Source organism: Kitasatospora sp. NPDC091335 (assembly GCF_044757205.1).
GTDB lineage: Bacteria > Actinomycetota > Actinomycetes > Streptomycetales > Streptomycetaceae > Kitasatospora.
This window is the reverse complement of the sequence record NZ_JBIVUM010000021.1, coordinates 75035-87457: the sequence shown is the minus strand read 5'-3', so window position 1 is coordinate 87457 and position 12423 is coordinate 75035. Positions and strand designations below refer to the sequence as shown.

Below are 12423 nucleotides of genomic sequence, written 5' to 3'. Positions count from 1 at the left end.
CTTCCGGCCCGCTGTCCTGCGGCGACACGGAAAATCCTGCCCGCCGGTTGTGATGGCGCTGTCCGCCGACTGTCACAGGGGTGTCACAGGAGCGGGCCGGAGACCCCGGTTCGCTTCCCTCCGTTCCGGACGCCGGTGGCCCTCCTTCCGGTTCCCGCGGGGAAGGTGATCGGTCCGGGGGGTGATTCACGGCTGCGGGTGGGCCAAAATGGGGCCGTGCCTTTCCTCCTACTGATCGAGGACGACGACGCCATCCGGACCGGCCTCGACCTCGCCCTCACCCGCCAGGGCCACCGCGTGGCCACCGCCGCCTCCGGTGAGGACGGTCTGAGGCTCTTCAAGGAGCAGCGGCCCGACCTGATCGTGCTGGACGTGATGCTGCCCGGGATCGACGGCTTCGAGGTGTGCCGCCGGATCCGCCGCACCGACCAGCTGCCGATCATCCTGCTCACCGCCCGCTCCGACGACATCGACGTGGTGGTGGGCCTGGAGTCCGGCGCGGACGACTACGTGGTGAAGCCGGTCCAGCCACGCGTGCTGGATGCCAGGATCCGGGCCGTGCTGCGCCGCGGCGAGCGGGAGAGCTCGGACTCCTCCGCGTACGGCAGCGTGGTGATCGACCGGGCGGCGATGACCGTCACCAAGGACGGGCTGGACCTCCAGCTCACCCCGACCGAACTGCGGCTGCTGCTGGAGCTCAGCCGCCGCCCGGGGCAGGCGCTCTCCCGCCAGCAACTGCTGCGGCTGGTCTGGGAGCACGACTACCTCGGCGACTCCCGTCTGGTGGACGCGTGCGTGCAGCGGCTGCGGGCCAAGGTCGAGGACGTGCCGTCCGCGCCGACGCTGATCCGCACCGTCCGGGGGGTGGGCTACCGGCTGGATCCGCCGGCGTGACCAGGAACGCTTCCGACCAGCCCCACCCGCCCCCTGAACTCCCGTACCACGACAGGCTCCTGTGACTGACCATCAGACGACTGCCCGGCGGTTCCCGACCGGCCGGTGGCGTCGGCTGCGCTCCCTGCGGGTGCGGCTGATCGCGGTGTTCGCGGCCGTCGCGCTGCTCGCCGCCGTCTCGGCCTCCGGCATCGCGTACTGGCTGAACCGCGACGCGGTGCTCAAGCGCGCCCAGGACACGGCGCTGAACGACTTCCGGGTCTCGCTCACCCGCAACGTCTCCGAGCTGCCGCTGAACGCGAGCTGCCCGGAGCTGGCCGGGCTGGCGTCCACCGTGGCCAGCTCCGGCCTGACGTACGACGTGGTGGTGGTCGACCCGGCCCACCCGGAGTGCACGGCATCCTCCGACCCCGCGAACTTCACCCTGGCCGACGTCCCGGCCCCGTTGCAGACCGCCGTCGCCAAGCCGCGCGAGCTCAACGAGAACAACCCGTACCCGTACCACCTGTACTGGCAGCGGCAGAACCTGGAGGGCCGGCCGTTCGTGATCGGCGGCACCAAGGTGGTGCCGAGCGGTCCGACGGCGTACATGTTCAAGTCACTGGAGAACGAGCGGGCCGACCTCAACACCCTGGGCTGGTCACTGGCCATCGCCACCCTGCTCGCGCTGATCGGCTCGGCGCTGCTGGCCCAGGCCGCCTCGGCCACCGTGCTGCGGCCGGTCAAGCGGCTCGGGGACGCCGCCCGGCGGCTCGGCGAGGGGCGTCTCGACACCCGTCTGGAGGTCGAGGGCTCGGACGAACTCGCCGACCTGGCCCGGACGTTCAACCGGGCCGCGGAGTCGCTGCACGAGCAGGTCGAGGAGCTGAGCGCGCGCGAGGCGCAGAGCCGGCGGTTCGTCGCCGACATGTCGCACGAGCTGCGCACCCCGCTGACCGCGATGACCGCCGTCACCGACATCCTGGAGGACGAGGCCGAGTCGCTGGACCCGATGATCGAGCCGGCCGTCCGGCTCGTGGTCAGCGAGACCAGGCGGCTGTCCGACCTCGTGGAGAACCTGATGGAGGTGACCCGCTTCGACGCCGGCACCGCCAGGCTGGTCGCCGACGAGGTGGACATCGCCGACCTGATCATGTCCTGCATCGACGGCCGGGCCTGGTACGACGCGGTCGAACTGGACGCCCCGCGCGGCATCCTGGCCGTGGTCGACCCGCGCCGGCTCGACGTGGTCTTCGCCAACCTGATCGGCAACGCGCTGAAGCACGGCGGCTCGCCGGTGCGGGTCGGGGTCCGGCAGGACGGGGACTCGGTCGTGGTCGAGGTCTCCGACAGCGGCCCCGGCATCCCCGAGGACGTGCTGCCGCACGTCTTCGACCGCTTCTACAAGGCCGACCGGGGGCGGGCGCGCTCGGAGGGCAGCGGCCTCGGGCTGTCGATCGCGATGGCCAACGCGCAGATACACGGGGGGACGATCACCGCGGCGAACGGGGAGGTCGGCGCGGTGTTCACCCTGACCCTGCCGCTGGCCCCGCCCCCTCCGCCGTCCGCGGGCGAGGCCGGGGGCGGCCCCGCCGGCGACGCCGCCGAGGACAAGGACGCCACGTGACCACCCCCACCAGCACCCCCCGCACCGACCCGGCCGCCACCCGCACCGCCCTGCGGCGCGGCGCCGGCGTGCTGCTGCTGCTCGCGCTGGCCTCCGGCTGCGGCATCCGGCCGACCGCCGTACCGGTCGACGCCGGCGCGCCCGCCAGCCGGACGGCCTGCCCGACCACCCCGCACATACCGGCGGCCCTGGTCACCCCGCCGGGCCCGGCCCCGACCGTGACCCAGGCCCGCGGCGCCAAGGCCGCCGCGAGCCCGAGCCCGTCGCCCAGCCCGGTGCCGCCGGGCAGCCCGCCGCCGGACAACGTGTTCGGCGCGGTGCCGACGTCCTCGCCCTGCAAGTAGTTGTCCGGAGGGGGCGGGGACCGCCCTGGAGGGGCGCGTTCGGAATGTTCACGCCCGGTGTGGAACCGACGTGCCGTCGGCTCACGTCCTTCCCCCCGTGCAGCGAGATGGCACCAGGACACGCGACGAGCGTTCCGGCGCGGGGACCGACAGAAGCCCGGCGGCGGCCGCCCACCGTCCCCTCCGAGCGGCCGGGCTGGCAGGTCTCACCGGCCACCTGGCGCTGGTGCTCTGGCTGGTGCTGAGACCGATTCCGGTGACCTGGGTGTACGACGCCAACCTGACGCCGCTCGCCTCGCTCCGCTCCTCGACCGGCTGGCAGGTGGTCGGCGAACTCCTGCTGCTGGCCCCGCTCGGAGTCCTGCTCCCGCTGGCCGGCGGCCGGCTCCGGGCACGCTGGCTGCCGTCCTTCCTGCGCACCACCGGCGCGTCCGCGCTGCTGGCCACCGGGCTGGAGTTCCTCTCCTCCTGGGCGCCGGGGCACGTCCTCAACGTGGACCACATCCTGCTCGCCGTCGTCGGCGTGGCCGTCGTCCACCTCGCGCTCGTCCCCGGCCTGCGGCACCTGCTGCGGGACCGGCGGCCGCCGACGCCCCGGCTGACGGTGCTCTCCGTGCCGCCGGGGCCGGCCGTCACCCCGGTCGCCGCCGCCCTCCGGCCGGCCGGAGGGTCCGCCGGCCGGCGGAGGGCCTACGCCGAACCGACGCCGCCCGCCCGCTGAGCCCGGCCCCGGGCCACCAGGCCGCCGACCTCGACCAGCCCGCCGCGCGGCCCGGCCAGCAGCCGCGAGCCCCGGCCCTGGGTGATCGTCAGCGGCCGGCCCAGGCTCGCGGCCAGCAGCAGGGCGGCCGCACCGGTCGCCTCGTCCTCGTCGATCCCGTCGCCCCGCCCGGGGAAGGCGCGCGCCCGCACGGTGCCGGCCGCCTCGTCCCGCCAGGCCCAGGCGTAGACCCACTCCCCCGGCGGCGGCACCTCCAGCGCCTCCACCTCGGCCGCCGAGCCGTACCGCCGCAGCGTCCGGCCCGAGAGCCACTCCGGGCGGGCCGCGATCCGGGTCAGCCCGTCCTCGCGCCGGACGGCCACCTCCCCGGCCGCGGTGACCAGCCGGTCCACCCCGAGCAGCCAGGCGGCGCCCACGCACGGGTGGCCGGCGAACGGCAGGCGCACCGACGGGGTGTAGATGTCGATCTCCCCGCGCTCCGGGTCGTCGACGAACACCGTCTCGCTGTACCCGAGTTCGCGCGCGATCCGCTGCCGGTCCGCGCGCTCCGGCACGGCGGCGCCGTCGCGCACCACGCCGAGTTCGTTCCCGTGGCTCCCGCCGGGCCCGCAGAAGACCCGCAACACCTCGAACTCCGTCATTCCCCACCTCTTCGATCGCCGCTCCGGCACCGTGCGATGACAGCCTGACGCGGAGGCCGCGCCGCAGGCCGTCCCGCCGGTCCTGACGGTCCTGACTGCCTCGCCGGTCTCGCCGGTCTCGCCGGTCCCGACGGATCATCGCCTCGACGGAGGCGCTCGTCGAGCGCGGCGGCGCCAAGCGGCGGCGGGCCCGGGGCGGGCGAGCGCGCCGCGCCCTCCGTACGGGCGCCGGAAGGCCCGTCAGAAGCGCCTCCCGGCACCGCCCCGCACCCGGTTGCGTCGGCGCGCCACCACCAGGGTGCCGATGCCGAGGGCGATCGCGGTCACGCCGGTGATCGCCATCGGCTCCGCGGCCGTACCGCCACCGGTGGAGGCCAGCCGGTTGCCGGGCTCCGGGGCAGCGGCGGCGACCGGCCGCGGGCCGCCGGTTGCCGGGCTCGGCACCACCGGGACGGGCGCCGCGGCCGCCGCGGCCGGGACGACCGGGGCGGTGGACGGCTCGGTCGCGACCGGGGCCCGGCCGGTGGCCGAGGAGGCCGGCGCGGGCGGGGCGGTCGCCGCGGCCACGATGATGAAGTCGGCCTCCTGGCCCACCGCCTCGGCCGCGCTCTCACCCTCCCCGGGCAGGGTGCCCGCGAGGGCCGTCAGGGATTCGGCGCGGGGCGGAGCGTCCTTGGTGAAGGCCAGCCGGAGCTCGATCGTGTGGCTCTCGCCGTTCGCCAGCGTGACGGTGTCGGCGTTCCTGTCCCCGGTCCGCAGCGTGCAGTAGAGCCAGGTCGGGTGCTCCTGGCTGCCGACGCGGGTGGCTCCCCGCCACTGCCCGTCGGCGGCACGGAACTCCAACCCGACCACGTCCGACGGGAGTTCGGACTCCCCCTGGAACACGACCGCGGGCAGGACCCGCAGCGGCCGGCCGCTCCGGTTGGTGAGGACCAGCCTGAACGGCTTCGCCTCCGCGCCCGCGGTGAAGGAGACGGGCACCGAGTCGAACCCGACCTCCACGGTGGCCGCGGGGGTGGCCGGCGGGGTCGTGGGCGGGGTGGTGAGCGGGGTGGTGGGCGCCACCGCCGGGGCTATGACCAGGTCCGGGTGGCCGCTGCTCGCCGACGTGGTGCGCTGCTCCGGCGGCAGGGCCGGATCGGAGACCACGGAGTCGAAGCCCGGCGTCACCCGGCCGGCCGGGGCGTCGGCGGTGACGGTGAGCCGCAGCCGGTAGCCGGCCTCGGCGCCGGCCGCCAGCGACAGCACGGCGGGCTGGTCGAACGTCCAGCGGGCCCGGGCGTCCGCGGCGTCCACCCGGGCGTCCTGCCACCGGGTGCCGCCGGGCGACTGGTACTCCAGCCTGAACTGGCTCTGCCGGGCGCCGGTGCCGGTGTCCCCGACGGCGAAGGCCGAGGACGGGACGGACACCAGGTGGTCGGCGGTGTTCCTGAGCGTCACGGAGAACTCCACCGGCGCGCCGCCCGCCCGGACGGTGCCGGGAAGGCCGCTGAAGGCGATCACGACCGGCGACGGCCGGGGCTGGACGTCCCGGACCGCCAGGACGGCCTCCTCCGCGGCGGAGCCGGCCGGAGCCTCGACCACGGCCAGGGCGGAGGCCAGCGCGACGGCAGCGGTCGCGGCCAGGAGTCTGCGGTGCCGAATGCGCAACTCAACCTCACGAGAGAATTCGGATGGAACCCGTCAGGACGTGAAATCGCTTGCACGAGAGGTCATTCCACAACAATGCCGGTCTCTTGGTCCGCCCCCCGGCCGACTGCGATCGGCGGCATCCTATCGAGCCGCTTCCCGGCTCCCGAACGGACCCGGCCCGACACCCTTCCGGCCCGGATGTCCGAGGAGGCTCCCCCCTCCCTCAGGGTCACCCTGAGAACGACCCCGACACCCGGCTACGCCACCCCGGCGACCCCTCGGGGCTGGGAAATCACCTGCTGGACGGAGGTTCCCCGGCCGACGGCGACGGACCATGGAAGTAGCCCGCCGGACCGCCCGGACCGGGCCGCCACCGTACGGAGTAGGCCATGAGTGCGCGTCTCGCCCGTCCCCGCCACAACCGTGTCCTCGCCGGCGTCTGCGCCGGGATCGCCGAACGCTTCGGCCTGACCCCGTGGACCGTCCGGCTGATCTTCCTGCTCTCCTGCCTGCTGCCAGGACCGCAGTTCCTGCTCTACCTGGCCCTCTGGCTGCTGCTCCCCCAGGAACCGTGAGCCGGGCGGCCCGGGGCCGCGACCGGTGTGGCCCGGGGCCGCGCGCCGGGCGACCGGGAGACGTGAGCGGGGCGGCCGGGAGACGTGCCGAGTGCGTGCCCGCCGGGCCCGGCGGGCACGGCCCGGCGGACGCCGCGACCCCGGCGAACGCCGACGGGCCGCCCGCCCCGGGATCCCCGGGGTGGACGGCCCGTCGCCGTGCCGTGGGTTCCGGCTCAGCCGGCCAGACCGGGGAGGCCCGGGAGCAGACCGGTCAGCCCGCCGACCGGGGTCTTGTCCAGGCCCGGGACGGTCGGGAGGGCGGCGCGCTGCTGGGTGACGCCAGCCAGCGGGGTGTCGCCGGCCGGGACGGCCTTGCCGACGGTCGGGGCGAGGGTGCCCAGCGTGCCGGTGACCTTGTCGGCCCCGGGCAGCTTGGCTGCGGTGTCGGTGACCGCGCCGGTCACCGCGGGGTTGGTGAGCGCCCCGGTGGGCAGCCCGAGGCCGCCGGCCGCCTGGCCGTCAGCCGCGGAGGCGGCGCCGGCGCCGACCGCCGCGATGGCGATGCCGAGAGCCGCGGTGCCGGCGGCCTTGAGAGCCTGCTTCATGGTTGGTCCCCTTTGGGTCCTCGTCGGTGGCCGACTTCGCGCGAGGGAGCGACGGACGGGCGACCGTCGCGGCGCGTGTCGGCAGTGACTGGCACACCGTAGTGAGCAGGTCGCGCGGGAACCAAAGGGTGTTCACTCACCCGAGTGAGTAGTCGGATGAACGCCAACTCGCTTGCAGGAACGTCGCGTTCATCCGACCGGCCGGACCGGCACCTAGCCCACCGGCTCAGTTGCCGCCGGTGCCCGCGCTGAACAGCCACTCCGCCTTCAGCTCGGCGTACCCCGGCTTGATCACGTCGCTGATCATCGCCAGCCGCTCGTCGAAGGGCAGGAACGCGGACTTCATCGCGTTCACCGTGAACCACTCCAGGTCCCCCAGCGTGTAGCCGAAGGCCTCCACCACGTGGCCGAACTCCCGGCTCATGCTGGTGCCGCTCATCAGCCGGTTGTCGGTGTTCACGGTGACCCGGAACTTCAGCCGGCTGAGCAGCCCGATCGGGTGCTCGGTGTAGGAGGAGGCGGCGCCGGTCTGGATGTTGGAGGTCGGGCACATCTCCAGCGGGATGCGCTTGTCGCGCACGTACGCGGCCAGCCGGCCGAGCTCGACGCCGCCGTCCTCGCCGACCGTGATGTCGTCGACGATCCGCACCCCGTGGCCGAGCCGGTCGGCGCCGCAGCACTGGAGGGCCTCCCAGATCGACGGCAGGCCGAAGGCCTCGCCCGCGTGGATCGTGAAGTGGTTGTTCTCGCCCTTGAGGTAGTCGAAGGCGGCCTGGTGGCGGGTGGGGGGGTAGCCGGCCTCGGCGCCCGCGATGTCGAAGCCGACCACGCCCTGGTCCCGGTAGCGGTTGGCCAGTTCGGCGATCTCGGTGGAGCGGGCGGCGTGCCGCATCGCGGTCAGCAGGGTGCCGACGCGGATCCGGTGGCCGGCCTCGCGGGCGTTGGCCTCGCCGAGGCGGAAGCCCTCCTGGACGGCCTCGACGACCTCGTCCAGGGTCAGCCCGGCCTCCAGGTGCTGCTCGGGGGCGTAGCGGACCTCGGCGTACACGACGCCGTCGGCGGCCAGGTCCTCGGCGCAGTCCGCGGCGACCTTGATCAGCGCCGCACGGGTCTGCATCACGGCGCAGGTGTGCGCGAAGGTCTCCAGGTAGCGGACCAGCGAACCGGAGTCGGCGGCCTCGCGGAACCACTCGCCGAGCTCCTTGGGGTCGGTGGTGGGCAGGCCCTGGTAGCCGCAGGCGGCGGCCAGCTCGACCACGGTCTCCGGGCGCAGCCCGCCGTCCAGGTGGTCGTGCAGGAGGACCTTCGGCGCGCGGCGGATCTGGTCGGCGGTGGGGATGCGCGGGCCCGTGCCCGCGGTGGTGACGGGGATCTGCTGTTCCATTGCGGAAATATAGCCCCTACGCGCGTAGACCCACCACCGCCGACACCACCGGATGGTCCAAACTCCACCGGGAATTCCACCGCCCGGTCCATACGATCCACCAAAGCGTCAGCCCGTCGCGGCGAGCGCCCGCAAAGACGTCAGTCGTGCTGCAACAACCGCCCGCGCCGGGAGAGCACGAAGTCCCGGAAGGCCGCGGCCGGCGGGCTCAGCGGCCGCCCCGCCACCCAGGCCAGCCCGATCGCCCGCCGGGTGCGCGGCGCCGTCACCTCCAGCTCCACCACCCCGGGCCGCGGCACCAGGGCCGGCGGCAGCAGCGCCACCCCCAGCCCGGCCGCCACCAGCCCGCGCAGCGTCTCCGCCTCCTCGCCCTCGAACGCCGGCCTGGGGACGAAGCCCGCCTCCGCGCAGAAGCCGTCCGTGATCGCGCGCAGCCCGTACCCCTGCTCCAGCCCGACGAACGGCTCCTCGGCCACCTCCGCCAGCCGGATCCGCCGCCGCCCGGCCAGCCGGTGGTCCGCCGGGACGACCAGGTTCAGCCGCTGCTCGTCCAGCAGGCGGGCGGTGAACGCCGGGTCCTCCGGCAGCGGCGCGACCAGGCAGAGGTCCAACTCCCCCGCCCGCAAACGCTCCAGCATCGCCGCGCCGTAGTCCTGCACCAGCTGGAACCGCACCCGCGGGTGCGCCGCCCGGAAGCCCCGCAGCAGCGCCGGCACCGCGTCCGGCCCCATCGTGTGCAGGAACCCGAAGGCCACCAGGCCCACCGCCGGGTCCGCCGCCGCCCTGGCCGCCGCGGCGCCGCGCTCCACCTCGGCCAGCGCCCGCTCCACCGAGGCCAGCAGCAGCCGGCCCGCCCTGGTCAGCCGGACCGTACGGCCCTGACGGGCCAGCAGGTCCACCCCCAGGTCCTCCTCCAGCCCGGCCACCGCGCGCGACAGCGTCGGCTGCGGCACCCCGAGCAGCGCCGCCGCCTGGGTCACGTGCTCCAGCCGGGCCACCGCCGCGAACCGGGCCAGCCGTGGCGCCAGCAGCACGGCCGGCTCCTCCGGCCCCAACTCGGCGACCCGGTACCGCTGCTCGCCGCCGTCCACCGGTTCGGCACCCGCCATTCCGTCACCACCTCGACTCATACGCCAGTGCATCGATCATCCCCGCTTCATGCATTGGACGCATCAAAGGCGGCAGGCCTACCGTCGACGCCATGCAGCCCTCCGATACCAGGGCATCCGTGACCGCCCCGGATGCCCCCGCCCCCGACCCCTCCCCCTCGGCCGCCCCCGCGGACGACCGCCTCGGCCCCGGGCAGCGCGCCTTCCGCCGCGCCAACCTCGCCCTGTTCGCCGCCGGCGTCGCGACCTTCGTCCTGCTCTACTCCACCCAGGGCCTGCTGCCGGTCCTCTCGGCCGACCTCGACCTCACCCCCGGCCAGGCCAGCTGGACGGCCTCCGCCGCCACCCTCGGCCTCGCCCTCGGGCTGCTCCCGGCCAGCGCGCTGTCCGACAGGTACGGCCGCACCGCGGTGATGACGGCCTCCACCCTCGCCGCCTCCGCGCTCGCCCTCGCCCTGCCGTTCGCCCCCGACCTCACCACCCTCGTCACGCTGCGGGTCCTCCAGGGCGCCGCCCTAGCCGGACTCCCCGCCACCGCCATGGCCTACCTCGCCGAGGAGGTCCGCCCCGGCGCGCTGCCCTCCGCGATGGGCCTGTACGTGGCCGGCAACAGCATCGGCGGGATGGGCGGCCGGCTGATCTCCGGCTGGACCGCCGCCGGGCTCGGCTGGCGCTGGGGCCTCGCCGCCTCCGCCGTCCTCGCCCTGCTCGCCACCCTCGCCTTCCGGCTGCTGATCCCTGCCGCCCGCCACTTCACCCCGGCCTCGGTGGACGCCCGCGCGCTCACCCGCACCGTCGGACGGCACCTGCGCAACCCGCTGCTGGTACGGCTGTACCTGCTCGGAATGCTGTTCATGGCGGTGTTCGGCGCGGTCTACAACACCGTCGGCTACCGGCTGATCGGCGCGCCGTTCCACCTGCCGGAGTCGATCGCCGCCTCGATCTTCGTGGTCTACCTGGTCGGCACCGGCACCTCCGCCGCGGCCGGCCGGCTCTCCGCCCGGCTCGGCCGGCGCGGCGCCCTCTACGTCTCCGTCGGCGTGACCGCGGCCGGCCTGCTGCTCTCCCTCGCCGAGTCCCTGGTCTGCGCCCTGCTCGGCCTGGTCCTGATCACCGCCGGCTTCTTCGCCGGCCACGCCACCGCCTCCTCCTCGGTCGGCCGCACCGCCACCGAGGGCCGCGCCCAGGCCTCCGCCCTGTATCTGATCGCCTACTACCTCGGCAACAGCGTCGGCGGCACCCTCGGCGCGGACGCCTACCACGCCACCGGCTGGCCCGGCGCCGCCACCGTCGGCCTCACCGCCATGGCCCTCGCCGCCGCCGTCACCCTCTACGCCACCCGCCAGGCCCACGCGGCGCGGCGGATGACCTCGGCACGCTCCCGGGCGTGAGGGCGAGCACTCGGGCAGCCGGGCAGACTTTCCGCCAGGTAGACTTTCCCTATGGCAGACCTCAAGCGCCGCCGTCGCCCCCACCTGGTGTCCACACCCGTGCGGAAGAAGGGCGTGGTCACCATCCCCCAGGAGATAAGAGAGCAGTTGGACCTCCAGGAGGGCGATCAGCTGGTGGTCGCGGTCGAGGACGGCCGCATCGTCCTGACCCCGGCCTCCGTGATCCCCGACGACCAGGCCTGGTTCTGGAGCCCCGCCTGGCAGGAGAAGGAGCAGGAGGTCGAGGCCGCCATCGCCACGGGCGAGCGCGGGGACGTGTTCCAGGACGGCGACTCCTTCCTGCAGTCGCTCGCCGACGAAGCCGGGCTGGACCTGGAGGAGATCAAGCGCCGTGCCGACGTATGAGTCGCTGGCCCACTTCCTACGCGACTGGAAGGGCCTGACCCCGGCGCAGAAGGCCGCCTCCCTCGTCGCCGTCGCCCAGTTCGTCACCGACCTGCGGGCCGGGCAGGGCTTTCGGCGGAGCCTCCGGGTGAAGAAGATGCAGGGGCATCCGGACGTCTGGGAGCTGACCTGGGCCCCCGACGGCCGGGCGACCTTCAGCTACGGCGCCTCCGTCCAGGACGGCGAGCCGCACATCGTCTGGCGCCGGATCGGCACCCACGACGTCTTCCACCGCCCCTGACCGCGGCCGCCGATACACTCCGGGCGTGAGCATCGATCCCGCCGTGTTCGCCCGGTTGCGTGAGATCGCCGACCAGCTGCCCCGGATTCCAGGGATAGGGAAGATCGAGATCGCGGACGGCGAGATCGTCATGAGGATGTCGCCCGTGAGGCGCCGCGAGCTCGCCGTCATCCGTCTGGCGCGACAGCTCAACACCCAGCTGGCCCAGACCCATCCCGGCTACATCGCCCACGGCGGCGCGGACTTGGAGGATGTCGGCCTCGGCCGGCTCCGGAACCCGGACCTGATGGTGTTTCCCGAGGCGAATCTGGACGACGACAAGCCGGCTCTCCTCCCTCACGAGATCCTTCTGGTCGTGGAAATCGTCTCCAAGTCCAACCCTGAGAACGACTACCACGGCAAGGTCCGCGACTACTCGGCCATGGGCATCCCGATGTATCTCCTGGTCGACCCCCGCAAGGGCACCGGAATCATCCACGACGAGCCCGGCTACACCCGCCGCAAGGAGTTCGCCTTCGGCGACATCGTCACCGTCGGCCCCTGGACCCTCGACACGGGCGTCCTGCGGACGTACGCCTGAGCGAAGGAGCCCGCACCCGGGGGCGGGTGCGGGCTCCTCAGCGGCGTTCAGGCGACCGGAGTCTGGAAGCGAAGCTCCGGCCCCGAAGCTCCCGCAATGGCCCGCCCAGGTGCCGCGAGAGCGGCTCACCAAGTGTCGTCGGATGCTCTGCCAGGTAATCGAGGTGATCCTCAACGCCGGCATAGTGCCGCGCCGGAAGCGCCGCGAGCCAGTCACGGACCTCAGGTTCGATCTCGACCACGAAGCGGTCGACTCCCATGTGCGGCAGCGTAGA

Annotated in this window: 15 protein-coding genes; 9 read left to right on the top strand and 6 right to left on the bottom strand. The window is 74.3% G+C overall.

The features are described 5' to 3' along the window. The first annotated feature begins 216 nt into the window (after positions 1-216). From ACIQOW_RS33530 to ACIQOW_RS33515, 4 genes are all read left to right on the top strand, one after another. A complete protein-coding gene (locus tag ACIQOW_RS33530) occupies positions 217-894 on the top strand; it encodes a response regulator (protein WP_188296432.1) in 678 nt (225 codons plus the stop codon). Between the two features lie 61 nt (positions 895-955). After that, positions 956-2500 carry an ATP-binding protein gene (locus ACIQOW_RS33525; RefSeq protein ID WP_401091364.1) on the top strand — a complete coding sequence of 515 codons (1545 nt, stop codon included), beginning with the start codon at positions 956-958 and terminating at the stop codon, positions 2498-2500. Beyond that, positions 2497-2844, top strand: coding sequence for a hypothetical protein (locus ACIQOW_RS33520; RefSeq protein ID WP_401091362.1), 348 nt, complete (start codon positions 2497-2499; stop codon positions 2842-2844). The genes ACIQOW_RS33525 and ACIQOW_RS33520 overlap by 4 nt, the downstream gene beginning before the upstream one ends. A 238-nt stretch (positions 2845-3082) precedes the next feature. Beyond that, positions 3083-3565: a VanZ family protein gene (locus ACIQOW_RS33515; RefSeq protein ID WP_401091360.1), complete on the top strand. Its 483-nt coding sequence runs from the start codon at positions 3083-3085 to the stop codon at positions 3563-3565. Here ACIQOW_RS33515 and ACIQOW_RS33510 read toward each other — a convergent pair. Both ACIQOW_RS33510 and ACIQOW_RS33505 read right to left on the bottom strand, forming a co-directional pair. Next, a complete protein-coding gene (locus tag ACIQOW_RS33510; RefSeq protein WP_401091358.1) occupies positions 3535-4206 on the bottom strand; it encodes a PhzF family phenazine biosynthesis protein in 672 nt (223 codons plus the stop codon). The two genes, ACIQOW_RS33515 and ACIQOW_RS33510, sit on opposite strands and share 31 nt — an antisense overlap. A gap of 240 nt (positions 4207-4446) precedes the next feature. Continuing rightward, positions 4447-5856, bottom strand: coding sequence for a hypothetical protein (locus ACIQOW_RS33505; RefSeq protein WP_401091356.1), 1410 nt, complete (start codon positions 5854-5856; stop codon positions 4447-4449). Between the two features lie 371 nt (positions 5857-6227). Here ACIQOW_RS33505 and ACIQOW_RS33500 point away from each other — a divergent pair, with 371 nt between their 5' ends. Next, the gene (locus ACIQOW_RS33500) at positions 6228-6413 is read left to right on the top strand and encodes a PspC domain-containing protein (RefSeq protein WP_188295222.1); all 186 of its coding nucleotides are present in this window, start codon (positions 6228-6230) and stop codon (positions 6411-6413) included. A 215-nt stretch (positions 6414-6628) separates the two neighbouring features. Here ACIQOW_RS33500 and ACIQOW_RS33495 read toward each other — a convergent pair whose 3' ends face one another. The 3 genes from ACIQOW_RS33495 to ACIQOW_RS33485 all read right to left on the bottom strand — a co-directional run bounded on the left by ACIQOW_RS33495 (position 6629) and on the right by ACIQOW_RS33485 (position 9493). After that, complete coding sequence (locus tag ACIQOW_RS33495) at positions 6629-7000, bottom strand: ATP-binding protein (protein ID WP_401091354.1); 372 nt, start codon at positions 6998-7000, stop codon at positions 6629-6631. A gap of 226 nt (positions 7001-7226) precedes the next feature. Further along, positions 7227-8384 carry an adenosine deaminase gene (locus ACIQOW_RS33490; protein ID WP_401091352.1) on the bottom strand — a complete coding sequence of 386 codons (1158 nt, stop codon included), beginning with the start codon at positions 8382-8384 and terminating at the stop codon, positions 7227-7229. 140 nt (positions 8385-8524) lie between these two features. Further along, positions 8525-9493, bottom strand: a complete 969-nt coding sequence (locus tag ACIQOW_RS33485; protein WP_188295224.1) for a LysR family transcriptional regulator — start codon at positions 9491-9493, stop codon at positions 8525-8527. Positions 9494-9585: 92 nt separating this feature from the next. Here ACIQOW_RS33485 and ACIQOW_RS33480 point away from each other — a divergent pair, with 92 nt between their 5' ends. The 4 genes from ACIQOW_RS33480 to ACIQOW_RS33465 are packed head-to-tail and all read left to right on the top strand — an operon-like array spanning position 9586 to position 12149. Further along, entirely contained in the window at positions 9586-10884 is a 1299-nt protein-coding gene (locus tag ACIQOW_RS33480; protein WP_401091350.1) for an MFS transporter, read from the top strand. Between the two features lie 51 nt (positions 10885-10935). After that, positions 10936-11289 (top strand): AbrB/MazE/SpoVT family DNA-binding domain-containing protein, encoded by a 354-nt coding sequence (locus ACIQOW_RS33475; protein WP_401091348.1) that lies wholly within the window; start codon positions 10936-10938, stop codon positions 11287-11289. Further along, the gene (locus tag ACIQOW_RS33470; RefSeq protein WP_401091347.1) at positions 11276-11569 is read left to right on the top strand and encodes a hypothetical protein; all 294 of its coding nucleotides are present in this window, start codon (positions 11276-11278) and stop codon (positions 11567-11569) included. The genes ACIQOW_RS33475 and ACIQOW_RS33470 overlap by 14 nt, the downstream gene beginning before the upstream one ends. A gap of 25 nt (positions 11570-11594) precedes the next feature. After that, positions 11595-12149 carry a Uma2 family endonuclease gene (locus ACIQOW_RS33465; RefSeq protein ID WP_401091345.1) on the top strand — a complete coding sequence of 185 codons (555 nt, stop codon included), beginning with the start codon at positions 11595-11597 and terminating at the stop codon, positions 12147-12149. A 37-nt stretch (positions 12150-12186) separates the two neighbouring features. On the opposite strand, the gene ACIQOW_RS33460 is transcribed toward ACIQOW_RS33465, so the two are convergent. Continuing rightward, positions 12187-12408 (bottom strand): type II toxin-antitoxin system RelE/ParE family toxin, encoded by a 222-nt coding sequence (locus ACIQOW_RS33460; RefSeq protein WP_401091343.1) that lies wholly within the window; start codon positions 12406-12408, stop codon positions 12187-12189. Positions 12409-12423 lie beyond the last annotated feature (15 nt).

Excerpts from the sequence above, each read along its gene's own strand:
- ACIQOW_RS33460 (WP_401091343.1), bottom strand. The coding sequence starts at position 12,408 with ATGGGAGTCGACCGCTTCGTGGTCGAGATCGAACCTGAGGTCCGTGAC.
- ACIQOW_RS33485 (WP_188295224.1), bottom strand. The coding sequence starts at position 9,493 with ATGGCGGGTGCCGAACCGGTGGACGGCGGCGAGCAGCGGTACCGGGTC.
- ACIQOW_RS33510 (WP_401091358.1), bottom strand. The coding sequence starts at position 4,206 with ATGACGGAGTTCGAGGTGTTGCGGGTCTTCTGCGGGCCCGGCGGGAGC.
- ACIQOW_RS33495 (WP_401091354.1), bottom strand. The coding sequence starts at position 7,000 with ATGAAGCAGGCTCTCAAGGCCGCCGGCACCGCGGCTCTCGGCATCGCC.
- ACIQOW_RS33500 (WP_188295222.1), top strand. The coding sequence starts at position 6,228 with ATGAGTGCGCGTCTCGCCCGTCCCCGCCACAACCGTGTCCTCGCCGGC.
- ACIQOW_RS33475 (WP_401091348.1), top strand. The coding sequence starts at position 10,936 with ATGGCAGACCTCAAGCGCCGCCGTCGCCCCCACCTGGTGTCCACACCC.
- ACIQOW_RS33480 (WP_401091350.1), top strand. The coding sequence starts at position 9,586 with ATGCAGCCCTCCGATACCAGGGCATCCGTGACCGCCCCGGATGCCCCC.
- ACIQOW_RS33490 (WP_401091352.1), bottom strand. The coding sequence starts at position 8,384 with ATGGAACAGCAGATCCCCGTCACCACCGCGGGCACGGGCCCGCGCATC.